This is a genomic window from Streptococcus mitis (assembly GCF_905187495.1).
Lineage (GTDB): Bacteria > Bacillota > Bacilli > Lactobacillales > Streptococcaceae > Streptococcus > Streptococcus mitis_CU.
The window spans coordinates 423,198-446,978 of record NZ_CAJJIB010000151.1; the positions used below are offsets into that span (position 1 = coordinate 423,198).

27 protein-coding genes are annotated in these 23,781 nt (G+C 42.2%); 2 read left to right on the forward strand and 25 right to left on the reverse strand.

Annotated features, from left to right (window positions below; genetic code table 11):
• Positions 1–67: 67 nt before the first annotated feature.
• Positions 68–820 (reverse strand): YhfC family intramembrane metalloprotease, encoded by a 753-nt coding sequence (locus tag JQ843_RS08225; RefSeq protein WP_203213372.1) that lies wholly within the window; start codon positions 818–820, stop codon positions 68–70.
• A 9-nt stretch (positions 821–829) separates the two neighbouring features.
• On the reverse strand, positions 830–1,561 hold the full coding sequence (gene budA, locus JQ843_RS08230) for an acetolactate decarboxylase (RefSeq protein ID WP_000360311.1): 732 nt from the start codon (positions 1,559–1,561) through the stop codon (positions 830–832).
• A 279-nt stretch (positions 1,562–1,840) separates the two neighbouring features.
• Between budA and JQ843_RS08235 the strand changes: the two genes are divergently transcribed.
• Positions 1,841–3,112 (forward strand): aminotransferase-like domain-containing protein, encoded by a 1,272-nt coding sequence (locus tag JQ843_RS08235; RefSeq protein WP_000744843.1) that lies wholly within the window; start codon positions 1,841–1,843, stop codon positions 3,110–3,112.
• Positions 3,113–3,238: 126 nt separating this feature from the next.
• Here the strand turns inward: JQ843_RS08235 and JQ843_RS08240 are convergent, their stop codons facing one another.
• The 21 genes from JQ843_RS08240 to JQ843_RS08340 form a co-directional block, all read right to left on the reverse strand.
• On the reverse strand, positions 3,239–4,054 hold the full coding sequence (locus JQ843_RS08240) for an ABC transporter substrate-binding protein (protein ID WP_000837375.1): 816 nt from the start codon (positions 4,052–4,054) through the stop codon (positions 3,239–3,241).
• A 157-nt stretch (positions 4,055–4,211) separates the two neighbouring features.
• Positions 4,212–4,865, reverse strand: coding sequence for a phosphate signaling complex protein PhoU (gene phoU, locus JQ843_RS08245; protein WP_000946458.1), 654 nt, complete (start codon positions 4,863–4,865; stop codon positions 4,212–4,214).
• 11 nt (positions 4,866–4,876) lie between these two features.
• Entirely contained in the window at positions 4,877–5,635 is a 759-nt protein-coding gene (gene pstB, locus JQ843_RS08250; RefSeq protein WP_000133484.1) for a phosphate ABC transporter ATP-binding protein PstB, read from the reverse strand.
• 12 nt (positions 5,636–5,647) lie between these two features.
• Complete coding sequence (pstB, locus tag JQ843_RS08255) at positions 5,648–6,451, reverse strand: phosphate ABC transporter ATP-binding protein PstB (protein ID WP_004258485.1); 804 nt, start codon at positions 6,449–6,451, stop codon at positions 5,648–5,650.
• A 10-nt stretch (positions 6,452–6,461) separates the two neighbouring features.
• Entirely contained in the window at positions 6,462–7,346 is an 885-nt protein-coding gene (gene pstA / locus JQ843_RS08260; RefSeq protein WP_004258489.1) for a phosphate ABC transporter permease PstA, read from the reverse strand.
• Positions 7,336–8,253 (reverse strand): phosphate ABC transporter permease subunit PstC, encoded by a 918-nt coding sequence (gene pstC / locus JQ843_RS08265; RefSeq protein ID WP_001070903.1) that lies wholly within the window; start codon positions 8,251–8,253, stop codon positions 7,336–7,338. The genes pstA and pstC overlap by 11 nt, the downstream gene beginning before the upstream one ends.
• Positions 8,253–9,131, reverse strand: a complete 879-nt coding sequence (locus JQ843_RS08270) for a phosphate ABC transporter substrate-binding protein PstS family protein (protein ID WP_203213373.1) — start codon at positions 9,129–9,131, stop codon at positions 8,253–8,255. The genes pstC and JQ843_RS08270 overlap by 1 nt, the downstream gene beginning before the upstream one ends.
• A gap of 220 nt (positions 9,132–9,351) precedes the next feature.
• On the reverse strand, positions 9,352–10,656 hold the full coding sequence (locus tag JQ843_RS08275; RefSeq protein WP_203213374.1) for an RsmF rRNA methyltransferase first C-terminal domain-containing protein: 1,305 nt from the start codon (positions 10,654–10,656) through the stop codon (positions 9,352–9,354).
• Positions 10,657–11,430: an inositol monophosphatase family protein gene (locus tag JQ843_RS08280; protein ID WP_024057494.1), complete on the reverse strand. Its 774-nt coding sequence runs from the start codon at positions 11,428–11,430 to the stop codon at positions 10,657–10,659.
• The gene (locus tag JQ843_RS08285) at positions 11,420–11,698 is read right to left on the reverse strand and encodes a UPF0223 family protein (protein WP_024057495.1); all 279 of its coding nucleotides are present in this window, start codon (positions 11,696–11,698) and stop codon (positions 11,420–11,422) included. Before JQ843_RS08285 ends, JQ843_RS08280 begins: the two co-directional genes overlap by 11 nt.
• Positions 11,698–12,099 (reverse strand): Spx/MgsR family RNA polymerase-binding regulatory protein, encoded by a 402-nt coding sequence (locus JQ843_RS08290; protein WP_203213375.1) that lies wholly within the window; start codon positions 12,097–12,099, stop codon positions 11,698–11,700. The genes JQ843_RS08285 and JQ843_RS08290 overlap by 1 nt, the downstream gene beginning before the upstream one ends.
• A gap of 211 nt (positions 12,100–12,310) precedes the next feature.
• On the reverse strand, positions 12,311–12,928 hold the full coding sequence (locus JQ843_RS08295) for a TIGR01906 family membrane protein (protein WP_084928662.1): 618 nt from the start codon (positions 12,926–12,928) through the stop codon (positions 12,311–12,313).
• A complete protein-coding gene (locus JQ843_RS08300; RefSeq protein ID WP_024057503.1) occupies positions 12,918–13,691 on the reverse strand; it encodes a TIGR01457 family HAD-type hydrolase in 774 nt (257 codons plus the stop codon). Before JQ843_RS08300 ends, JQ843_RS08295 begins: the two co-directional genes overlap by 11 nt.
• A 9-nt stretch (positions 13,692–13,700) precedes the next feature.
• On the reverse strand, positions 13,701–14,438 hold the full coding sequence (locus tag JQ843_RS08305; RefSeq protein ID WP_203213376.1) for an acyl-[acyl-carrier-protein] thioesterase: 738 nt from the start codon (positions 14,436–14,438) through the stop codon (positions 13,701–13,703).
• A 4-nt stretch (positions 14,439–14,442) separates the two neighbouring features.
• Positions 14,443–15,573 carry a radical SAM family heme chaperone HemW gene (gene hemW, locus JQ843_RS08310; protein ID WP_203213377.1) on the reverse strand — a complete coding sequence of 377 codons (1,131 nt, stop codon included), beginning with the start codon at positions 15,571–15,573 and terminating at the stop codon, positions 14,443–14,445.
• 83 nt (positions 15,574–15,656) lie between these two features.
• Positions 15,657–16,046 (reverse strand): YtxH domain-containing protein, encoded by a 390-nt coding sequence (locus JQ843_RS08315; RefSeq protein WP_203213378.1) that lies wholly within the window; start codon positions 16,044–16,046, stop codon positions 15,657–15,659.
• A 15-nt stretch (positions 16,047–16,061) separates the two neighbouring features.
• The gene (locus JQ843_RS08320; protein WP_000895044.1) at positions 16,062–16,445 is read right to left on the reverse strand and encodes a DUF948 domain-containing protein; all 384 of its coding nucleotides are present in this window, start codon (positions 16,443–16,445) and stop codon (positions 16,062–16,064) included.
• Positions 16,446–17,234 carry a prolipoprotein diacylglyceryl transferase gene (gene lgt / locus JQ843_RS08325; RefSeq protein ID WP_084925834.1) on the reverse strand — a complete coding sequence of 263 codons (789 nt, stop codon included), beginning with the start codon at positions 17,232–17,234 and terminating at the stop codon, positions 16,446–16,448.
• A complete protein-coding gene (gene hprK, locus JQ843_RS08330; RefSeq protein WP_162927913.1) occupies positions 17,227–18,165 on the reverse strand; it encodes an HPr(Ser) kinase/phosphatase in 939 nt (312 codons plus the stop codon). Before hprK ends, lgt begins: the two co-directional genes overlap by 8 nt.
• A 284-nt stretch (positions 18,166–18,449) precedes the next feature.
• Complete coding sequence (gene rpsU / locus JQ843_RS08335) at positions 18,450–18,626, reverse strand: 30S ribosomal protein S21 (protein ID WP_000048054.1); 177 nt, start codon at positions 18,624–18,626, stop codon at positions 18,450–18,452.
• Between the two features lie 138 nt (positions 18,627–18,764).
• A complete protein-coding gene (locus tag JQ843_RS08340; protein WP_024057510.1) occupies positions 18,765–19,472 on the reverse strand; it encodes a glucosamine-6-phosphate deaminase in 708 nt (235 codons plus the stop codon).
• Positions 19,473–19,622: 150 nt separating this feature from the next.
• On the opposite strand from JQ843_RS08340, the gene queA reads away from it, so the two are divergent.
• Positions 19,623–20,651: a tRNA preQ1(34) S-adenosylmethionine ribosyltransferase-isomerase QueA gene (queA, locus tag JQ843_RS08345; RefSeq protein ID WP_115904173.1), complete on the forward strand. Its 1,029-nt coding sequence runs from the start codon at positions 19,623–19,625 to the stop codon at positions 20,649–20,651.
• A gap of 79 nt (positions 20,652–20,730) precedes the next feature.
• Here the strand turns inward: queA and JQ843_RS08350 are convergent, their stop codons facing one another.
• Together JQ843_RS08350 and JQ843_RS08355 are read right to left on the reverse strand one after the other, a co-directional pair.
• On the reverse strand, positions 20,731–21,591 hold the full coding sequence (locus tag JQ843_RS08350) for a YihY/virulence factor BrkB family protein (protein ID WP_203213379.1): 861 nt from the start codon (positions 21,589–21,591) through the stop codon (positions 20,731–20,733).
• 133 nt (positions 21,592–21,724) lie between these two features.
• Positions 21,725–23,779, reverse strand: a complete 2,055-nt coding sequence (locus JQ843_RS08355; protein WP_203213380.1) for a cation:proton antiporter — start codon at positions 23,777–23,779, stop codon at positions 21,725–21,727.
• Positions 23,780–23,781: the final 2 nt, after the last annotated feature.

The window sequence follows — 23,781 nt, forward strand, 5'->3', positions numbered from 1 at the left end:
GACCATTTGACGACCCTAAAAAAATCTTGGGCTTATTTTAAACAAAAAAGAGGTTTCCCTCTTTTTCTTATGATTTTTTGCAAAAGATAGCCTTTGTTCCATAGGCAACCAGAACAAGTTCAAGTGCTAGGACAACTTCAACCAAGACTGGATTGGTCAACCAACCAACTTGGGCAAGAGATGGTGCCAGGTCAAAGAAGGCATGTAGGCCATAGGCTGCTAGGAGATAAATCCATTTCTTCTGGCGAACAGCTTGGTAAACCCAAACAGTCAAGAGTAATTGGAAACCTAGCGCCAAGATTCGCTCAAAACCAAGCAAATAAATCTGCCAGACTGATAGCGACTGAATAGTTTTCAACATATTTTCAGACAACAATTGCATAACCTGTGGATTTTGCGTTTGAACTGCTGAGAGAACGATGTAGAGATTAAGCAAACTAGTAAGACCTAGGAAAATCAACTCCAAGCCACCATGCCCCAATCCATAAGCCAAGGCATCTGCCTTTTCCAAACTTCTCTTTTTCTCCAACCATTTGAAGAAAACAAGACGAGCCGTTTCCTCAAAAAGAGCTGCCATGGCTAGTCCATAGACAATATAGACAAACGGATGATCTTGCAAGAGGGCAATACTGCTGTCTTTTTGAGGATGCAAAACCAAGATATGCACCAGTTTTTCCAAAATCTGTGAAGAGACAAAGAAGGCAACAGCCCCCAAGCCCAATACAGCTAGATTAATCTGGTATTTCTTTTTGGCATACCAAATACTTCCTATCAAGAAAGCCAGCAACAGCAACATGGTAATGATAATATGAATGGTCATTTTCTTCTCCTATTCCGCCTTTTCAATATCTTTTTTCATCTCGTCAACATTGAACTTAGCAAACAAGTATTGACGGTCTTGGACTGGGAAACGTTGATCCAATTGGTCAACAGCTCCCACCTCGATAATCCCTTCCTTGATGACAAAGTCCATGACATGTCCACCGAAGGTCAAATCATCTGAAATGAAGTGCAGATGGTAGCCTGCCACACTGACCCCATGGAAAATCTCAGGAGTCCAGAAACCAACGATGGTTCCCGCCACATTGTCACGACTATATTCCGGTTGATGGGTTGCGACATCAGCAAACTTGGTATCTGGTGTCGACTTGGGAATCATACGCACATGCATATGTGAAAATTCCCCACGAATCTTGATAGAGCGGAAAAGATTTTCCCCGTCATAATAAGACTCGATTCGCTCTTCCAATTCCTTGTCTGTCATCTCAAACCGCTGGCGGAAAATGACCTCTGCTTGATGCGGTACTACTGCTGCATAAGGAATGAGAGCATCTGGTGATACTTCTACAATTTCTGGTTGCTCTCCTGATCCTTTGGCCTGATAAGCCTTGCCATCCAAGACAATCAATTCCCCATCAATGGAATCCAAGGTTCCCAAACCAAGGTCACCATGCTCTAGCAATTCTCCTACTGTCATGGTACCACCATAAAGGCCAGCCATCAAGGCTCCAAGGGTATTGTATTGAAATAATTTCACTGGTTCCTGCACGTTCTTATCCATTCACTTTCTTGTCTGTTATACTCAATGAAAATCAAAAAGCAAACTAGGAAGCGAGCCGCAGGTTGCTCAAAGCACTGCTTTGAAGTTGTAGATAGAACTACATATATACGGCAAGGCGAAGCTGACGTGGTTTGAAGAGATTTTCGAAGAGTATTATTCTATAAATGTTACTCCTAAGTATACCACATTTGCCCCTAGATGTGAACGAGAGAAACACCCTAGACATTGCCAAGAAAGAAAAAAAAGGGTACAATGTAACAAAATCAAGGGAGGTCTGGAATGAAGAAACAAAGCAAGTACCAAGAGGTCGTAGCTTATCTAAAAAATAGTATCGAGTCTGGACGCTTTCCAACGGGTAGCCGACTGCCTTCTATCCGTCAACTGAGCCTTGACTTTCATTGTAGCAAGGACACCATTCAGAGAGCCCTTCTGGAATTACGGCACGAACAATACCTCTATGCCAAGCCCCAGAGTGGCTACTATGTCCTAGAACAAGGGCAACACCAGGATCTAGAAATCGAAGTCACTGACGAACATGCCAGTGCCTATGACGATTTCCGACTCTGTGTCAATGAAACCTTGATTGGCCGGGAAAACTACCTCTTCAACTACTATGACAACCAAGAAGGATTAGAAGACTTAAGACAATCCATTCATAAACTCCTCTTTGACCAAGCCCTCTACTGCAAGGCTGACCAACTGGTACTGACTTCTGGAACCCAACAAGCCCTTTTTATCCTTTCTCAAATTTCCTTTCCTAGTCAAGCCAAGGAAATCTTGGTGGAACAGCCGACCTACCATCGGATGAATCGCCTCTTGATTGCTCAGGGATTGGACTATCAAACGATTGAACGAGGCATTGATGGGATTGACTTGGAGGAGCTGGAAGGTCACTTCAAAACAGGAAAAATTAAGTTTTTCTATACCATTCCTCGATTTCACTATCCTCTGGGACATTCCTATTCAGAGCAGGACAAACGAGCTATTCTTGACTTAGCTGCCAAGTATGGTGTCTATATCGTAGAGGACGACTATCTGGGGGATTTGGACTCCAAGAAGGGCCAGACCTTCCACTATCAGGATACAGAGAAGCGCGTCATTTACATAAAGTCCTTCTCAACCAGCCTCTTTCCAGCCCTGCGGATAACAGCACTCATCCTTCCAAATGCTATCAAGGAAGCCTTTGTGGCCTACAAAAATATCCTAGACTACGACAGCAACCTCATCATGCAAAAGGCCCTGTCACTCTATATTGACAGTCAATTATTTGAGAAAAATCGGCTAGCTCGCTTATCCAATCAGGAAGACTACCAAAAACAAATCGAGGAAAGACTAGATAACACTCCTTGTCCCCTTCCTCACTTTCCCCTACACGATGGTTTATTACTTGATCTCAGACAGTATCCTAAAATCGCCAGTCTCAAACACAGTCAACTGGGCTTAGACTTCTTTGAAGAGGCCTATTTAAGCACCTGTCCTTATCAATTTGCCAAGGTGTCCTTAGACAATCTGGAAAATGTTTTAGACTATTTAAAAGCAGAATTGGATTGACTTCCAACTCTGCTTTTTTCTTATACTCTTCGAAAATCAAATTCAAACCACGTCAGCGTCGCCTTACCGTACTCAAGTACAGCCCGCGGCTAGCTTCCTAGTTTGCTCTTTGATTTTCATTGAGTATTATTCTTCAACTTCTGTTAAGGTTGCCGCTTTTTCAAGATATTTTTGGTAGGTACCGTCATCCTTGAGTTTTTGGATGACCTTGTCCACCACTTCTTTTAAATCAGCACTATTTTTTCTAAGGGCAACTGCATTAGCTTCGCCGTCCTTCATCTTCAAGCTGACAGTTGCGACAGCTAAGTCGGCGTTTTTAGCAGCATAGCTAAGGGCAACAGGCTCATCCATGTGAACAGCATCTACTTTTCCAGCCTGCAATTCATTGACAGCTTCACCCATATTGGTTAGGGAAGTCAATTGAGCTTTTGGCAATTGTTCCTTGACCATAGCTTCTGGAACAGTCCCTTTTTGGGCTGCAATATTAGCACTTTCAAGGCTAGTTAAATCCTTGTATTTTTCTACATCAGACTTACGAACCAAGAAACTAATCTTGTTTTCATAGTAAGGGATTGAAAAATCAAAGACTTCTTTTCTCTCATCAGTAGCACTAATTCCTGCAACTGCTAGGTCAGCCTTCCCAGTTTGAAGACTGGTCAAAACATTGTCAAAACTCATGCTTGAGATTTCCAATTTCACCCCAAGTTCATCAGCGATAGCTTGGGCCATATCAATATCCGCACCGACTACCTGATTTTTCCCGTCAACTAAGGATTGGAATTCAAAAGGTGCATAGTCAGGACTAGTCGCCACAACTAATTTCCCCTTTTGCTTAATGGCCTCAACAGCTGACTGAGAACCATTAGAACCCGACTGGCAAGCCACTAAGAAGAAACTTGCAAGAAAGCTACATAAAACAAATATCCATTTTTTCGATTTCATAAATAAACGACCTCTCTGTTAATTTTGTATAATTATAACTCTATCCAAGTTGCTTGTCAAGTGTTTTTTTGAATTTTTATCTTAAAAATATTTTTTTCATTCAAAAAAGGAGCTATCTATTGATTTCAAGCTCCTTTTTATACAGAATGACTCTATTTTATAGTTCGACAATCTTACCTGTTTCAAAGTAAACAACCCATTCACAGATATTCTTGGCATAGTCTCCAATACGTTCCAAGAAGGCAATCACTTGGAAATAATCACGACCTGTAACAATGGCATCAGGATTTTTCTTGATTTCTTCTGTAGCCAAGTCACGAATGCTATCAAAGTAATGGTTGATTTTTTCATCCATTGCTGCTACTTCATAGGCCTGATCTACTGAACCATTGAGATAGAGTTCAAGGGCTGCTTCAACGAAGTTCTTGACATCGCGCCCCATTCTCTTGATTTCTTCTTCAACAGCTGGGATACGTTGCTCCCCCTTCATACGAATTGCCGCTTTGGCAATGGAAACAGCATGGTCACCCATACGTTCCAAGTCAGATACAGCCTTCAAGACTGTCAAAACAGTACGCAAGTCCTGAGAAACGGGTTGTTGTAGGGCAATCATTTCAAATGATTTCTTCTCCAATTTCACTTCGTATTCGTTTACTTCTGCATCGTCTTCGATGACTTCTTTGGCCAAATCACGGTCATGCGTAACAAAGGCACGCACTGTACGATTGATTTGGGACAGCACTTCTTGTCCCATAGCATAGAACTGGTTGTGCAATTTCTCTAAATCTTCCTCAAATTGAGAACGTAACATCATTTATCTCCTTATCCAAATTTTCCTGAAATATAATCTTCTGTTTCCTTGTGTTGTGGGTTGAGGAACATCTTCTTGGTATCGTTAAACTCGATCAGATCTCCATCTAGGAAAAATCCTGTCTTGTCAGAAATACGAGAGGCTTGTTGCATGGAACGTGTAACCAAGAGCATGGTGTATTTATCTTTTAGACCATACAAGGTTTCCTCAATCTTACCGGCCGAGATAGGGTCCAAAGCTGAAGTCGGTTCATCCAAGAGAATGATTTTAGGACTGGTTGCCAAGACACGGGCAACACAGACACGTTGCTGTTGTCCACCTGAAAGCCCGATAGCTGAATCATGCAGGCGGTCCTTGACCTCATCCCAGATAGAAGCTCGTTGCAAGGCTTTTTCAACCGCCTCATCCAGAACCTGCTTATCCTTAACTCCATTGATACGAAGCCCGTAAACAACATTTTCGTAGATAGACATAGGGAAAGGGTTTGGTTGTTGGAAAACCATACCGATTTCCTTACGTAATTCAACTGTATCTGTACGTGGGCTGTAAATATTGTGGCCGTTGTAAACCACCGAACCAGTTGTGGTTACCTCTGGATTGAGATCCCCCATGCGGTTAATAGCCTTGAGGAGGGTTGACTTCCCTGATCCAGATGGACCAATCAGGGCTGTAATTTCCTTAGGTTGGAAAGATAGGGAAACACTATTCAAGGCCTTTTTTTGATTGTAGTAAACGGACAGGTCTGATACCTGTAAAATCGCTTCTGTCATACTGTTTCCTTTCTATCCAAAGTGTCCTGTTACGTAGTCATTGGTCGACTGTAGTTTGGCATTTTGGAAAATATTAGAGGTCTTATCGTACTCAATCAAGTCGCCCAAGTAGAAGAATCCTGTGTAGTCACTAGCACGCGCAGCCTGCTGCATGCTGTGGGTCACGATGATAATGGTAAAGTCCTTCTTCAATTCCAACATGGTTTCTTCCAACTGAGCTGTCGCAATCGGATCCAAGGCTGACGCCGGTTCATCCATCAAGAGGATATGTGGTTTAACAGAGATAGCGCGAGCGATACAGAGACGCTGTTGCTGACCACCTGATAAGGTCAAGGCTGACTTGTGCAAATCGTCTTTGACCTGGTCCCAAAGGGCAGCCTGACGAAGAGAAGTTTCCACAATTTCATCCAAAACTTGCTTGTCCTTAACTCCTGCACGTTCATGGGCAAAAGTGATATTGCGGTAGATAGACTTGGCAAAGGGATTTGGGCGTTGGAAGACCATTCCAATGTGCTTACGCATCTCATAGACATTGATTTCTGGACGGTTGACGTCAATCCCTTGATAGAGGATTTGACCTGTGACCTTAGCAATATCAATGGTATCATTCATACGGTTGAGACTGCGGAGGTAGGTTGATTTCCCTGAACCAGAAGGGCCAATTAAGGCCGTAATTTTATTTTTTTCAAATTGCATATCGATGCCCTTGATGGATTCTTTTTTACCGTAGTAAACATGTAAATCCTTAGTAGAGAGGGCCACTTTCTCTTCAGGAAAGGTGATAATATGCTTTTCATCCCAATTATATTTTGACATGGCTTCTCCTTTAGGCAGCGGTTAATTTCTTATGTAGATAGCTTCCGAGTTTGCGGGCTCCAAAGTTAAAGATGAGGATAAAGATGAGGAGCACGGCCGCAGAACCTGCTGATACGATAGTTCCATCAGGAATGGTACCTTCACTGTTGACTTTCCAAATGTGGACAGCCAAGGTTTCTGCTTGGCGGAAGATTGAGATTGGGCTAGTCACACTGAGAATGTTCCAGTTTGACCAGTCAAGGGCTGGAGCGGATTGTCCTGCTGTATAGATCAAAGCAGCAGCCTCACCAAAGATACGACCAGAGGCCAAGACAACACCCGTCACAATACCTGGTAGGGCTTCTGGAATAACCACATGGACCACAGTCTCCCAACGAGAAATCCCAAGGGCCAGACCAGCTTCACGTTGCGTATGGTGAACATGTTTCAAACTGTCCTCGACATTACGAGTCATCTGAGGCAAGTTAAAGACTGTCAAGGCCAAGGCACCTGAAATAATTGAAAATCCATACTCAAACTGAACTACAAAGATCAAGTAACCAAAGAGACCTACAACCACTGATGGGAGTGAAGATAAGATTTCAATACAGGTTCTGACAAAATTGGTCACAGGACCTTTTTTAGCATATTCAGCTAGGAAAATCCCAGCTCCCATAGATAAAGGCACAGAGATAATCAAGGTAATAACTAATAGGAAAAAGGAATTATAGAGCTGAATTCCAATCCCTCCGCCTGCTTGGTAAGAAGATGATTTGCCAGTCAAGAAAGACCAAGAGATGTGGGGCAAACCACGAACCAAGATATAAAGAATCAAGGATGCCAGGATGGCAACAATAATTCCTGCAATCGAGTAGAGGACAGCTGTTGCAAGTTTATCTAATTTCTTAGCGTGCATAGTTTTTCTTTCCTCTTTCTTTCGTAATCAATTTAATCACACTGTTGAAGGCCAAACTCATCAAGAGCAAGACTAAGGCCAGTGACCAGAGAACGTTATTATCAACTGTTCCCATAACGGTATTTCCAATACCCATAGTCAAAACAGAGGTCAAGGTCGCGGCAGGTGTTGTCAATGAAGTTGGAACAACGGCTGAGTTTCCGACCACCATCTGAATGGCCAAGGCCTCACCAAAGGCACGTGCCATCCCAAAGACCACTGCTGTGAAAATCCCTGAACGCGCTGCCTTCAAGGTCACGCGCCAGATGGTTTGCCAACGAGTGGCCCCCATAGCCAAACTAGCTTCGCGGTAGTGACGAGGCACCGCACGCAAACTGTCCGTTGTCATAAAGGTTACCGTCGGTAAAATCATGACAAAGAGAACGAAAATCCCTGACAAAATCCCAAAACCAGTTCCACCAAAGACACTACGGACAAAGGGAACTACGACCTGCAAACCGATAAATCCATACACAACTGAAGGAATACCGACTAGCAATTCAATGGCTGGTTGCAAGATTCTAGCACCTTTTGGTGAGACCTCCGTCATAAAGACTGCCGCACCAATGGCAAAAGGAGTTGCGATAAGGGCTGATAGGATTGTGACAATAAAGGAACCCAAAATCATAGGAAGGGCACCAAATTGTTTACCTGAAGGATTCCAAGTTTGGCCAAAGAGGAAATCAAAGATATTAACCCCATTTACAAAGAAGGTCGACAAACCTTTTTGGGCTACGAAAATCAAAATCATGGCCACAATGATGACAATCAAAGACAGACAGGCAAAGGTCAAGCCTTTTCCTAATTTCTCTAGACGAGAGTTCTTTGAGGGAGAAAGTAATTTTTTAGCTAATTCTTCTTGATTCATTATTGCCCCCCTTCTAGTGCTGTCACCGTTCCTACAGCATCTTTTTCAACCTTCATTTCCTTAACAGAAATATAGCCCATTCCCTTAACGATTCCGCTTTGCGCTTCATCGGAGAGGACAAAGTTGAGAAACTCTGCCACCAATTCATTTGGTTGACCTAGGGTGTACATGTGTTCATAAGACCACAAAGGCCAGTTATTACTTGTAACATTTTCTGCAATCGGCTCATAGCCATTCAACTTCATACGTTTAACTGAGTCATCCACATAGGCAAAGGCTAGGTAAGAAATGGCTCCTGGTGTCTGGGAAACAATGTTTTTGACCATCCCATTTGAATCCTGTTCTTGACTCTGCAAGGCAGATTGACCATCCATGATAACACTATCAAAAGTTGCACGTGAACCAGAACTTGCCGCGCGGTTGATAATGGAAATGGCTAGGTCTTTCCCACCGACTTCTTTCCAGTTGGTCACTTGACCTGTGAAGATGCTACGGAGTTGTTCAGTTGTCAGATTTTCAACGTCAACTTCCTTATTTACAATGACTGCCAAGCCCGCTACAGCTACCTTATGGTCCACTAGAGCGGATGCGTTGATACCGTCTTTTTCCTCGGCAAATACGTCTGAATTTCCTACATCAACAGCTCCAGACTGAACCTGAGACAGACCTGTACCAGATCCTCCACCTTGGACGTTGACTGTTTTTCCAACGTGCAGAGAGCCAAATTCATCTGCTGCTGCTTCAACCAAGGGCTGAAGAGCCGTTGAACCAACAGCTGTCATGGATTCTCCACGATCAATCCAGCTAGCACATCCCGCCAAAGAACCTGCCAGCAAAAGAGCTGCAAGGGATAGAGCGAGTTTTTTCCTTTTTTTCACTGTTTTTCTCCTTGAAAATAATGGTGAATGCTGTGAATTTTTTCAACTATTTATTTATGTTTTTCTTTTGAAAATTAGGAGCCAACTGAAGTTCTTTGCTTGGTTTTACTAGAAATTTGCTCAGTTATCTTCTCCACCAATTTTGACTTAAAATGAAAGACAATTTGAAAAAAATCCATACTTCCACTATAACATAGACAAGCTACTTTGACTAGCATTTTCACTTGAATCTGAGGCCTTTTGGAAAATAATTTTTCAAAACATTTCCAGTCACCTTTGCAAAGCCCAACCCATTGCCTTGAACCAAAACCTGATACCAACCATTTGGCAGACTTTCTGCCAGCTGAACGGTTTCTCCAGCCACATACTTTACAAACTCTTCTTGATTAATTTCAACTGACTGCTTGACCTGACTCGGTTTCAAGGCTAGACCAAGAGCGAAACTGGGTTCAAAGCGTTTCTTCTTAAAGGTCCCTAGATGCAGGCCATTCCGAGCAATCTTGAGTTTCCCTAAATCTGGCAAAAGTTCTGGCAGGAGATAGAGTTGGTCACCAAAAGTCTGCAAGATTCCCCTTAGATTGATTTTCAGGTGTTTTTGGGCAAATTCCTGCCACAAAGTAACTTGTTCTCGGCTAAGATTGCTCTTACTTGCCTTAAATTTAGTAGCTGGATTGTCACCCCTAAATTGTAAATGGGCTACAAATTGCCCCTCTCCCTTAAAATGATGAGGATACATCCGAGCCGTTTCTGGCAGGCCAATACCAGCTACCATTCCATTGATATGCTCTACTGGTAACAAGTCAAAATCATACTCATCCAACAACCAATTAACAATCTCTTCGTTTTCCTCGGGGGCCCAGGTACAGGTTGAATAAACCAAGCGACCACCTTCAGCTAACATGGTCACCGCATCCTCTAGAATTTCTCTTTGCAAGCTAGCACATTGACTTGGATAATCTAAGCTCCAATAGTCCATAGCATCTGGTTGCTTACGGAACATCCCTTCACCAGAACAAGGGGCATCTAGGACAATGAGGTCAAAATAGCCCTTAAAAACTTTGGCCAGGCGGTCAGCAGATTCATTGGTCACCACGACATTTGTCGCTCCAAAGCGCTCCATGTTTTCTACTAAAATCTTAGCCCGTTTGCTTGAAATTTCATTGGAAACAAGGAGACCCTCCCCTGCTAGATAGGCTGCCAGCTGAGTTGATTTGCCACCCGGTGCAGCAGCCAAATCCAAGACTTTCATACCAGAACTGGGCTGGGCTACCTGAGCAACCATCTGGGCAGCAGGTTCTTGCGAATAAACCAAACCAGTAGCATGCTCAGGTGATTTCCCTGAAACCTTCCCATAATGTCCCCAAGGAGTTTGAGGAATGGCGTCAGAAAAAGAAACTGGCGCTTCTTTTAAAGGATTGACCCGAAAAGCCGAAACCGCTTCCTCCTCAAAAGAGGCAAGAAAATCTCTTGCCTCATCTCCTAGTATCCCTTCATATTTTTCAACAAATCCTTCTGGAAATTGCATTTAAGTTCTTTTCCTTTCGTAAATATAGGACTGAATTTCCTCCTGCATCTCAAGAGGCACCATCATGACTGGCTGTCTGGTTTGAAAATCAAGAGCTTCACCAGAAAGAGTCACCACCCGATAGCCCAGACTTTCCCCTAAAATACTAGCCGCAGCATAATCCCATGGTTGCAGATAGGTAACATAGGTCAACAAACGCCCTGACAAAATCTTGGCAAAACTAATGGCCGCACTTCCATAGACACGAACACCAAGAACCGCTCGGCTCAAATCAGCCAGCCCCCATTCATTGGTTTCCAGCATACCACTATTTCCTGCAATGAGAAAATCTCCAAGTGGTTTGGCTTTAAAGGGAGCTAGGGGTTTATCATTTCGACAAACCGGAAACTTACCACCACCGTGATAACAATCCCCCTTGACCACATCATAAATCAAACCAAATTGCCCTTGACCATTCTCAAAATAAGCCATCATGACAGCAAAATCTTCCTGCTGGGCTACAAAATTATTGGTCCCATCAATCGGATCAATGACCCAAACCTTGCCCTCTTGAACTGAAGCTCGCAAACAGCCCTCTTCAGCACAAATCTTATCCTCAGGATAACGAGACAAAATCTCACTAACCAAGAATTCCTGAACTTCCTTGTCCAGTCGGGTCACCAAGTCTGTCGGAGAGGACTTGGTCTCAACACGTAAGTCTTCCTGCATGTGGTCAAGGATATACTGGCCTGCTTTCTTAATTAGCTCTTTAGCAAATTCAAATTTACTTTCCAAGAGAAATCTTTCCTTCCCCTTTTTCCTTGGCCGCCTGAACCGCTCGATAAAGCGAATAGCCACTAACCGTTTCAAATTCTCGTCCCAAACGTTTTTCTTCGCTCTTGCCTGGCACGACTGCTTTGAATCCCTTATAAGAATCCAGTAGCTTTTTAGCCTCTACCTTGCTTTCATAGGCAGCTTCAACATCATTAAAAAAAGAAAGCACTGAAGCAAGTTCTTCAGTGCTCCACGACAAATCTAGTGGGTAACTATACTGTTTGTTCATTAACTAATACCAGCTCTCATTCTTGCTTCTTTTAGTTCTTGCTTACGATAACTACGAGGGAGAAAAGCACGAATCTCATCTTCATTAAAACCGATTTGCATGCGCTTGGCATCGATAATAATTGGGCGACGCAAAAGACTAGGATACTGCTCAATCAAATGAAGCAATTCCGATACCGAAATACTTTCTACATCAATATATAATTTTTGAAAAATTTTTGAACGAGTTGAAATGATGTCATCAGTACCATTTTCGGTCAAGGAAAGAATGTGTTGCAATTCCTTTCTTGTTAAGGGACTGGTCATAATATTGTGCTCCTCGAAGGGCACCTTGTGTTTTTCTAACCAGGCCTTTGCCTTACGACATGAAGTACAGCTCGGTGATAGAAATAGTGTAATCATGCTTTTCTCTTCTTATCTATACTTTGCTACTTCTATTATACAAAAAAATAAAGCGCTTGACTAGAGATTTTTAGAAAAAAAGCCTATTTTTTCAATAAAAATAGACTGTTTGCGAACGATTGACTCTGTTTGGATTTGATTAATTCATTCTTGACAATAGTTTCGAATCACATACCTAATTGATTTATGCAAAATAAGAATATCTTTAGTATTATTTCCTACGACTTTTCAGATAAAGATAGCCAAAGAAGCTTTCATAGAGGGCAAAAAAGAGAAGAAAGGCATGAAGGAAGAAGGTCTCTGGCAAAATCAGAATAACTGGATCCTTGGCTGGGTCAAAAAGCCAGGTATCATCTCCCACAAAGAGAATTTGATGGAAAAGAGTAAAGAATTGATCAAAACCAATCAAAACTCCCCCAAGCCCAATCAGCAAAGGCAAGACTACTAGAGCTAGGAGACTTTTACAAAAGAGAGACAAAAAGCCCTTTTTCATAATTCCTTTGACAAAGACATAGAAGCTTGGTAGTGTCACTAGAGCTACTAGCTGCACCAAGTGAAAGAGATTTTTGACCACCGCAAAGTGGTGCAGACCAGCTGCTGACGAACGAAAATCAGGCATCTGCAAGACTTGACTAAAAGGATTGGTCAGGTAATTCATCAAGATATGAAAGTTGTACTGAATGGTTTCTGGTTTTAGATAGACTCGATCCGTCAAGTTCAGACACTGAATTTCCAATGGATAAACAATCCAAGCCAGATAAATAGTCAGAAGGATTGAGAGGGAGAGGAGAAAGAGCATAGAGGCCCAAAAGGTCAGTTTAGTTTTCATCAAAATCCCACTCCGCAAGGCTAGAAACCACATGAGTCGGTGCGATTGGCAGGTCTGCTACTTCTTCTGCCTTAGTAAAACCTGTCGTCACCAAGAGCGTTGGAATGCCATTGTCAATCCCTGCTCGAATATCTGTTAAATAGTTGTCCCCAACCATAATCAACTCTTCACGTTCCAAGCCTAAGTGCTCAACTGCCTTGTCCATAATGATGGCATTTGGTTTTCCGATATAAACAGGCTTTACTCGTGTTGCCACTTCAAGAAGGGTAATCAGTGAACCAGCCCCCGGCAAAAGCCCACGTTCTGTAGGGATGTTGAGGTCAGGATTGGTTCCGATAAAGTGAGCTCCCTTTTGGATAGCTAGAGTTGCTGTCGCAAATTTTTCATAGTCAACTTGCCAGTCCAGACCTACTACCACATAGGCAGGATTATCCTTGTCTTCCACATAACCAGCTGCCTTGATGGCTTCCTTGAGCCCTGCTTCTCCGATGACATAGACGGTCTTTTCAAGCCCCAAGTCGTTCATATAGTCGATCGTTGCCAAAGTCGCTGTGTAGACAGTCGATCGGGGCGTATCGATATTAAAATTCTGAGCCAACATCTCTTGAACACTCTCTGGAGTGCGGGTTGTATTGTTTGTTACAAAAAGATAAGGGATATCCCGCTTTTGCAATTCATGGACAAAAGTCTCTCCTGCTGGAATTCGATCCTTCCCCTTATAAATGGTTCCGTCTAAATCAATTAAATAGCCTTTGTATTTCATACTTTCTCCCTAATCCTTTTTTATTTCTTGCCAAGTGATGATTGCTTGGGCATTGGTAGCCCCGTCGCTTGTAATCTCATGCTTGCTTTCCAGTCCAGTCCGTTCAACAGCCGATGTAATCACCCCACCTGGTCGAACTTCCTTGACATACTTGAGGTTGATTTTCTTGGGAATATATTGGGTCAAAAAATCAGCTCCCATAACCTCAAAAATCCAGTCCAGATACTTACTGTTATTAACATGACCATTCATATCTAAGTCGTAAAAACGGACATGGTAATCCTTGCTGATTGGCTCTTCTAGATTTGCATATTTTGGTCCACGAATAAGCTTTTTATCAAAATCAGACTGGTAAGGAGCCACAATCCCAGGTTCGACTGCATGGACTTTTCGACTATCTCGATCCATGAGAACAAAGGTCGCCAACATGCGAATGATTTCTTGACCTGCTTCATCATAGATAGTGAAACGGCGATAGCAAAAGAGTCGATTGTAGCTCAAAGCTTCCGTTTCGATGGTAATTTCTTCCGCAAAGCGAGGCAAACGAACCACCTCAATATCATAGTCTGTGATAATCCAGACCAGATTATAGTCTTCCAAAATGGCCTTATCACTAACTCCCAACTCAATCGACTGCATCCCTGAAACTTGCAGGGATAACAAAATCACATCTGGAAGTTTAACATGACCATTCATATCAGCCATATCAAAAGGAATTTTCATTTTCATTTGATAAGTTAAGCCCATGATCCTACTCCAAAATAAATCGTTCTGCTACGGTGTCTCCCAAAAAGAGACCTCTTTTTGTCATGCGCACGCGGTCACCCTCTATTTGCATGAGACCTTGTTGAACCAAGTCTCTGACAATTTTTCCATAAATTTCTTCAAAAGATTGGCTAAATTTTTCCTCAAATCGCGCCATGGAAACCCCTGATTTCTTGCGGAGACCTAGGAACATTTCTTCTTCCATTTGCTCCTTTTGACTCAGGTGCTCTTCTGTGATGCGCGCATTGCCTTTTTCAACCGCATTAAGATAATGACGAATGGGACCATGATTCTTATAGCGAACTCCATTGACATAACCAGATGCCCCAGCACCGATGCCATAGTATTCAGCATTGTCCCAGTACATGAGATTGTGGCGACTTTCAAAACCAGGCTTTGAGAAATTGGAAATCTCATAATGCTCAAAACCAGCTCGCTCCAGCTCTGCAATGATGTACTCAAACATCTCCGCTTCCAGCTCCTCCTTAGGTAGAGGCAATTTCCCTCGTCGCATGCGGTTCATAAAGACCGTATGATTTTCCAAAATTAAGCTATACAAACTCATATGGGGAATATCAAGTCCAATGGCCTTAGCCACATTTTCCTTGACCTGCTCCATGGTCTGACCAGGCAACGCATAAATCAAATCGATGGAGATGTTGTCAAAACCAGCCAGTTTAAGGCGGTCGATATTTTCATAAATGTCCTTCTCCAAATGACTGCGCCCAATCTTTTTCAACATCTTGTCGTCAAAGGTCTGCACGCCTAGCGAAACACGATTGACAGGCGAGTTTTTCAAAACGGCTATCTTATCCGCATCCAAGTCGCCTGGATTGGCTTCAATGGTCAAATCTTCTAAGACAGACAAGTCCAAGTTTTTAGTCAAGCCATTCAATAACACCTCCAGTTGCGGAGCTGACAGGGCTGTTGGTGTCCCACCACCGATATAGAGAGTTCGCAACTTTTGAATATCATAAGAGCGAAACTCTTCTAACAGATGTTCCAAATAACTATCTACTGGCTGATTTTTTATGAAGACCTTTGAAAAGTCACAATAATAACAAATCTGAGTACAAAACGGGATGTGCACATAGGCTGACGTTGGTTTTTTCTGCATAGTAATTATTATACCACAAAGACACGCTACGAGAAAAAAATCACCATCCCCAGACATATAGTCCGTCCAGAGATGGTGATGGTTTATTCTTCTGTTATGTCAATAACAATCTCTTCTGATTCATCAAAAGTTTCGGCTTTTTCTTGCCATTGCTCCTTGAGATTATTGAATCGATCTTTTGATGCTTCTGTCGCTTGACGAGCACATGATTTAGCTTGAGCAAGTACGCTGTCAACAGTGATTTCACCTGACTCAACCTGTTCTTTGGTTTTAAGAACAAAATCTGTAGCCTGATCTTTGACTTCTGTCAGTTTTTCACAGACCTGCTCCTTGGCATACTCAGGATCTTCTCTCAAATCATCCAGAAAATCTTGAGCCTGACTGCAAACTTGTTTACCCTTGTCACTTGTTAAAAACAAGGCAAGAGCTGCACCTGAAACGGTTCCTAAAAGGATTGAGGATAGTTTACCCATAAGAATTCTCCTTTTTTATTTTTTGAAAAATTTACTTGCGACACGTAGGGCTGACAAACTTGCACCAGTCTTGAGTGTTTTTGAACCAGCTGATGAAGCTTTCTTACTCAAGACACGCGCATGGTCATTGAGGTCTGAAACAGATAGAGATAAATCTGCAACAGCGCTAAAGAGTGGATCAATCGTTGCCACCTTAACATTGATATCATCTGCCAAGACATTGACCTTAGCCAGCAATTCATTGGTATGATGCAAGGTCACATCCACATCTGAAGTCAAGGTTTTAATCGTCTTCTCTGTTTCATCAATAACACGACCAAGTTTTTGTACAGTAATGATTAGATAGACTAAAAAGACAATCAAAGCAAGGGCTACAAGAATATATGCAACTTCTAACATTTACTTTTCCTCCTCTGTAATATAGTAAGGGGCCTTCTTTCGATTTTGATATAGAATGATAAAAATACCGAGACCGATAAGGACAACCGATAGCCATTGAGATACTCGAAGGCCAAAGAACATGAGGCTATCTGTCCGCATGCCTTCGATGACCATGCGACCAAAACCATACCAAATCAAGTAGAAAGCAGTGATATGACCTCGTCTGAGACTCTTCCATTTTCGTCTAAAAATCAGAATCAAGGCAAAGCCAAGCAGATTCCATAGAGACTCGTAAAGGAAGGTCGGTTGACGGTAGCTTCCCTCAATATACATCTGGTCACGGATAAAGCCAGGTAGATAATCCAGATTATCCACTGCTGCACCGTAGGCTTCTTGGTTAAAGAAATTGCCCCAGCGACCCAAACTTTGGGCAATCATGACGCTAGGCGCCGCAATATCTAGGAAATCCCAAGTATTGATGAGTTTACGATCAGCAAAGATATAAAGTACAAGAGCCCCAGTAATCAAACCACCGTAAATGGCCAAACCACCATTCCAAATGGCAAAAATCTCTCCCAAATTCTGACTATAGTAATCAAAACTGAAAATGACATAGTAGAGACGAGCTCCTAAAATAGCCAAAGGAAAGGCTATCAAGATAAAATCTAAAATATCGTCTGGTATGATTTTCTTTCTAGGCGCTTCTTTCATAGTCAGATAAACCGCAAGAATCAAACCTGTCACAATACACAAAGCATACCAACGAATGGCTAGAGGACCTAGATGAATAGCAATTGGATCAAGCATGAGGCACCTCCTCATTTTGAGCAATAAGATTGGTCAAACGTTCTTCGAACAAACGCGTCGCATCAAAGCCCATTTCCTTGGCACGATAATTCATGGCAGCAGCCTCAATCACGACAGAGATATTCCGACCTGTTTTAACTGGAATACGGATACGAGGAATGCCTACGCCAGAAATTTCTATTTCTTCAGCATTGTTTCCAAGACGATCAAAAGTCTTATGCGTATCGTAATTTTCCAAGTAAACAGCCAGCTGGACTTGTGAAGAATCCTTGACCGCACTCGCACCGTAGAGGCTCATAACATCGATAATCCCAACCCCACGAATTTCAATCAAGTGTTTCAAGATTTCAGCTGGTTCACCCCAAAGAGTAATCTCATCCTTGGCAAAGATATCGACACGGTCATCTGCTACCAAGCGGTGACCACGTTTGACAAGCTCTAAACCTGTTTCACTCTTACCGATACCGCTATCTCCCTGAATCAAGACACCCATCCCATAGATATCCATCAAGACACCGTGTACACTGGTCCGTTCTGCCAAACGAGAATCCAGATAACTAGATAACTCTCCAGACAAACGACTAGTAGCTGTACGACTAGTTAAGATGGCAATCTTACATTCTCTGGCTGCCTTTAACATTTCCTCTGGAACTACCAAACCACGGGCAACAATAACCGCAGGTGTCTCAGGTAGAAACATTTTTTTCAAGACTTGGTAACGGTTGTGAGAGGACATCGAAACGAGGTAGGACCACTCCTTCATTCCCAAGAGCTGGATTCGCTCAGGCGTATAATAGTCAAAATAGCCCGTCATTTCAAGACCAGGTCGCGTAATGTCCGCGGTATTAATTTCCTTTTCAAGTAATTCTGGTTCGCCATAGACAATGTCTAGTCTAAGCTTTTCAATCACTTCTTTTACTAAAACCGACATCATTTCCTCCTTCAAATGAGTTCTTTTTACTATTATATCAAATTGTCCTTAGAAGTTTCAGATTTTTGCAGGCTTTGAAGTATTTATTTATACTCAATGAAAATCAAAGAGCAAACTAGGAAACTAGCCGCAGGTTGCTCAAAACACTGTTTTGAGGTAACAGATAAGACTGACGAAGTCAGTTACATATACCTACGGCAAGGCGACGTTGACATGGTTTGAATTTGATTTTCGAAGAGTATTAAAAGAAAAAAGACTAGATTTCTCCAGCCTTTCATTTCTAATTAGAATTTTTTACGTTTACGAGCTGCTTCTGATTTACGTTTACGTTTTACAGAAGGTTTTTCATAGAATTCACGTTTGCGTGTTTCTTGAAGAGTACCAGCTTTAGTAACCGCACGTTTGAAACGACGAAGTGCGTCGTCAAGAGATTCATTCTTACGTACTACTGTTTTAGACATTTTTTTCACTCCCTTCAAGTTCAATATCTATTTTATTCTACACGTAAAAGGAATAATTGTCAAGCAAAAATGCGGTTTAATTTTGATTTTTTCTTACATTTATACAAGAGTTGAAAGCGTTCAATAGAACATTGCTTTTTATTTTTCAAGTAAGCTGAGCGCTTCAGCATCTGCAATGATGGTCACATCAGGGTGATTTTGTAAGCTACTTGCTGGTAGAGACTCAGTAACTGGGCCAGACACTGTTCCGGCAATGGCTTCTGCTTTCGACTCACCATAAGCAAAAAGAATAATAGACTTGGCATCCAAAATGTTTTTAATTCCCATTGAAATGGCTTGAGTTGGAACATCTTCAATCTTGTCAAAGAAGCGAGCATTAGCTTCGATGGTAGACTGGTCAAGCTCCACAAGATGTGTTTGACTGTCAAATGGAGTACCAGGTTCATTAAATCCGATATGTCCATTGCGACCAATTCCCAAGATTTGTAGGTCAACTGGATGGTCAGCCAAAATTTGGTTGTAGCGTTCAACTTCAGCTTCAGCATGATCCTTAACCCCACGAGGCAAGAAACTTTCTTTAAATGGTTTTTGGTTGAACAAGTTTTCTTGCATGAAGTGACGGTAAGACTGAGGATTGTCTCCATCAAGTCCTACATACTCATCAAGGTTGACACTGGTTAGATTTGAAAAATCAAGGTCACTCTCAACAATTTCCTTGTAAAATTCAAGTGGACTGCTTCCAGTCGCAAGTCCTAGTGTTTGAGCTCCATTGGCCAATTTTTCCTTTAAAATCTCAAAAGCAACTTTTCCACCTTCGATTTGGTTTTCAACTTTAATAACTTTCATCTTTTTATCCTCCGTTTCAATCTATATTTATTATATGGTATAGACCAATTTTTGTCAAGTGAAAACGATTTAATTTTCAAAAAAAGAGCGTCCAAACTTGAAACATGTTATAATGGATAAGATTAGAACTTAGAAAGAATGAACAGATATATGAATACAGCTGATTTTGATTTCCACTTACCTGAGGAATTGATTGCCCAAACGCCCCTTGAAAAACGGGACGCCTCTAAACTCCTCATCGTCAACCGTGAGACGGGAGAAATGCAGGATAAACACTTCCACTCTATTATTGATATGCTGGAACCTGGTGATGCCCTCGTTATGAACGACACCCGCGTTCTCCCTGCCCGCCTCTATGGTCAAAAGGAAGAAACTGGAGGTCATGTGGAACTTCTCCTGCTCAAAAATACTGCTGGAGATGAGTGGGAGGTTCTGGCTAAACCTGCCAAACGCCTCAAGGTCGGTACTCGTGTCAGCTTTGGTGATGGCCGTCTCAGCGCTGTTGTTACGGAAGAATTGACTCACGGGGGCCGCATTGTCCGCTTTGAATACCAAGGAATTTTCCTAGAAGTTTTGGAAAGTCTGGGTGAAATGCCTCTACCGCCTTATATCCATGAAAAACTGGATGACCGTGAACGCTATCAAACCGTCTACGCCAAGGAAAGTGGCTCTGCTGCTGCACCAACTGCTGGACTGCACTTCACCAAAGAACTGCTGGCAGAAATCCAAGCTAAGGGTGTTCATCTGGTCTATCTGACTCTTCATGTCGGACTTGGAACCTTTAGACCCGTTTCAGTTGACAATCTGGACGAACACGAAATGCACTCAGAATTCTACCAGCTTTCTGAGGAAGCGGCTGCCACTCTTCGCTCTGTTAAGGAAAATGGGGGGCGTGTCATCGCTGTCGGAACCACTTCTATCCGCACCTTGGAAACTATTGGTTCCAAGTTTGATGGGAAAATCCAAGCAGATTCTGGCTGGACCAATATCTTTATCAAACCTGGCTATGAATGGAAGGTTGTAGATGCCTTCTCAACCAACTTCCACCTGCCAAAATCAACTCTGGTCATGTTGGTTTCTGCCTTTGCCGGCCGTGAATTAGTCTTAGACGCTTATCACCATGCCATTCAAGAACACTACCGCTTCTTCAGTTTTGGCGATGCCATGTTTATCTATTAATTTATATAATCAAAAAACGCATATTATCAAGGTTTTATAAAGCCTGATAGTATGCGTTTTGTAATGGATAAAAAATGAGTTAATTTATTCTAAAGCTCGTATCTTTCAAGTTCTGGACACTGGCATTGATCACCGCGCCGATAATCAAAATCTTAGCGATGAGAATAAACCAGAACATCATGACCACCACGACGACGGAACTGAAAAAACGCACGTCCACTAGGTGATTGACATAATTGTTAACATAGACTGAAAAGATATTGAGTAGTAAGACCAGGGTCAACAAGACAAAGGCACTACCTGGCAATACAGAGCGAATCCTTCGCACCTTAACATTGGGTAGAAAATAGTAGAGCATGACCAGGATGGCAAAAATCAAGGCATAGACCAAAGGGCCTGTTAGGTCTTGCAGATAATCAAAAAGAGGACTATCCGATTTCCAATAGCTTTTGACAAGGTTGAGGAGCATACGGCCAAAGACACTCAAAAACAGAGCTAAAGCAAAGAGAATCTGCAAGCCAAAACTGACAAACAAACTCATGAGTTGATGGGAAATCATTCCACGATTTTTTGATACTCCGTAAGCTTTATTAAAGGCTTTCTGCAGGAAATTCATAGATTTTGAAAAGGTCCAGAGGGCTGACAAAACCGCAAAACTCAATAAACCCGTTGAAGGTTGGGTCAGCACTTCTGTAATAATCTTTGCGACCACATCATACATGGTATCCGGCAAGAATTCATTGACAACCTTTAAAAAATTAGAAACTGGAATCTGAAAATAAGGGAGGATATTAACCACCACCAAAAGCAGGGGAAAAATCGAAATCAACCAATAGTAGGCTACTGCGACACTGGTCAACTCACTATCTGATGCTTGATAATAATGCAAAAAAGCTTTTAATAAAGGCTTATCTATCAGCTCTTTCCACCACTTTTTCATGTCACACTCCTTCACTTACAATCTTATACTCAATGAAAATCAAAGAGCAAACTAGGAAGCTAGCCGCGAGCTGTACTTGAGTACGGTAAGGCGACGCTGACGTGGTTTGAATTTGATTTTCGAAGAGTATTAACTAATTTCTTCTTACCAATTCCACCATATCATAAGGCAGGGTATTGGCAGCTTCCTTCAAGGAATAGTTCTCTAGGTTATTTACATTTTGTCGTAACTTCTTGGCATACTTGGTCGTAATCAATCGTTTTTCTTCGTATTCGAAAATCAACTTGCGCTCCAGATAATAGCCTCTCAGCATTTCATCGATATTGTTGGGTTTGACACGATTGATAACCCGTTCGACAAAGGCACCACTGGTGATAATAGCTGTTTCTCTGAGACGAGAATCCTGCATGAAACTGATCAAAGAACTCTTATAAACCCCTTTTAGGTTCTCCAGACTTTCGATAATCATCTCTGTATTTTCTAGATAGAGCTCTGCAATTTGATCATAGTCAAGGGCTCTGAGTTTCTGTGATTCTTCATTTTTCCAACTGCGGAAGGTCTTGCCAAAGGTAAAGACTTCGTGAAGGAGAAAACGTAAAATCCGCAAGGAAACAAGGAAATAATAGGTCAAACGTGAAGCAAACTTACGATTGATACTTTGCTCCATGTTTTTCAAGTAACGTTGGTAGACTCGATAAGCACGCTCACTCATCTTGCCTTCTTCGTAAGCCTGTTCTAAACCATCACTTTCAATACTGAGGATAAGAAGTTTCAAGGCCTCCCAGTCTTCTTGAGCCCCCTTATTTTCTTGACTCAAGATAAGATTCTCTATTCGTCCATGGTAATTGTCAATGGCTGCATAGAGGGGGAGCTTATTTCTGGTATCTTCCAACTCTTTTTCCAACTCTATCGTTACTTCATTCAAAATGCCAATATGCATGAGATAGTCCTTACTTTCTTCCTGTTCATCAGAAAGATGAGGCAAGACTACGAGGCCTGTTAAAAAGCTTACAAGCGTCACACCTGCGACAAGGAAAAGCAAGAGAGGATACTCCTGTTCTAGATTACTTGGTATCAGAAGGATCGTAGCAATCGACACGGTTCCCTTAACACCTGAGAAAGTCAAAAGAAGCATGTCCTTCATATACTTATTCAGTTTTTTCTTGAGACGTCTAGTCCTATAGGCATAATAGCTATAAATCATGACAAAACGAATGGCAAAGAGGACAAAGGTAAGGGCTATAAGAGATACCAATAAAAGTAAGGGATTATAGATTGGATTGGTCAAGATAGGTTCTGCTATCATTTCCAACTCCATCCCTAAAATCACAAAGACAGAACCGTTTAGCATAAAATTCACTGTGTGCCAGACCGTCTCGGTCACCGTATCCACTTGAGCTTCGAGAAGCGTAATTTTCTTAAAACGGCTTGCCTTTAAAATTCCAGCAACCACAACAGCAATAATCCCTGAAACGTGGACTTCTTCTGCCAGGAAGAAGGTCACCAGGGGTAAACTCAATTCTAATAAAAGTTCGCTGGCAATATCCGTTGCTCGTACACTAAGTAAAAAACTATGGAGAAAACGGTTGGTCATGGCTGTTACAAATCCAATTAAAAGACCGCCTAGGATTGAAAAGATGAGCGAACTACTCGCTTGCCCAAGGGAAAAGGCCCCAGTTGTCCAAGCTGTCAAGGCCACCTGAAAGGCAACCAATCCAGAAGCATCATTCAAGAGTCCTTCACCCTTAAGAATATTGGACACGCGCTTAGGAAAGCTAAAACGCTCCGAAAGAGAGGCAAAGGCCACCAAATCCGTAGGGCCAAGGGCTGCCCCAACAGCCAAGCAAGCCGCCAAGGGAAGACTGAGCCAAAGAAGATGGGCCAAGCCACCCAAACTCAGGGTCGAGATGAAAATCACTGGAAATATGAGATAAACAATGATTCGCCAGTGTTTTAAAATAGCTGTAATGTCCGCTTCTTCCGACTCTCGAAAAAGCAAGGGCCCAATAACCAGTGCCAAAAACAACTCTGTATTGAGGTGAAAGTCGGTATTGGGTAAAAAGAGACCAATCACAATTCCCAAAAGAATTTGCACCAAAGGTAGAGGCAAAAAGGGCAGGAGCTTATTGGTTGTACTCGAGACAATCAAGACTAGTAAAAATAGGATGAGGTAAATCAGTAATTCCACGC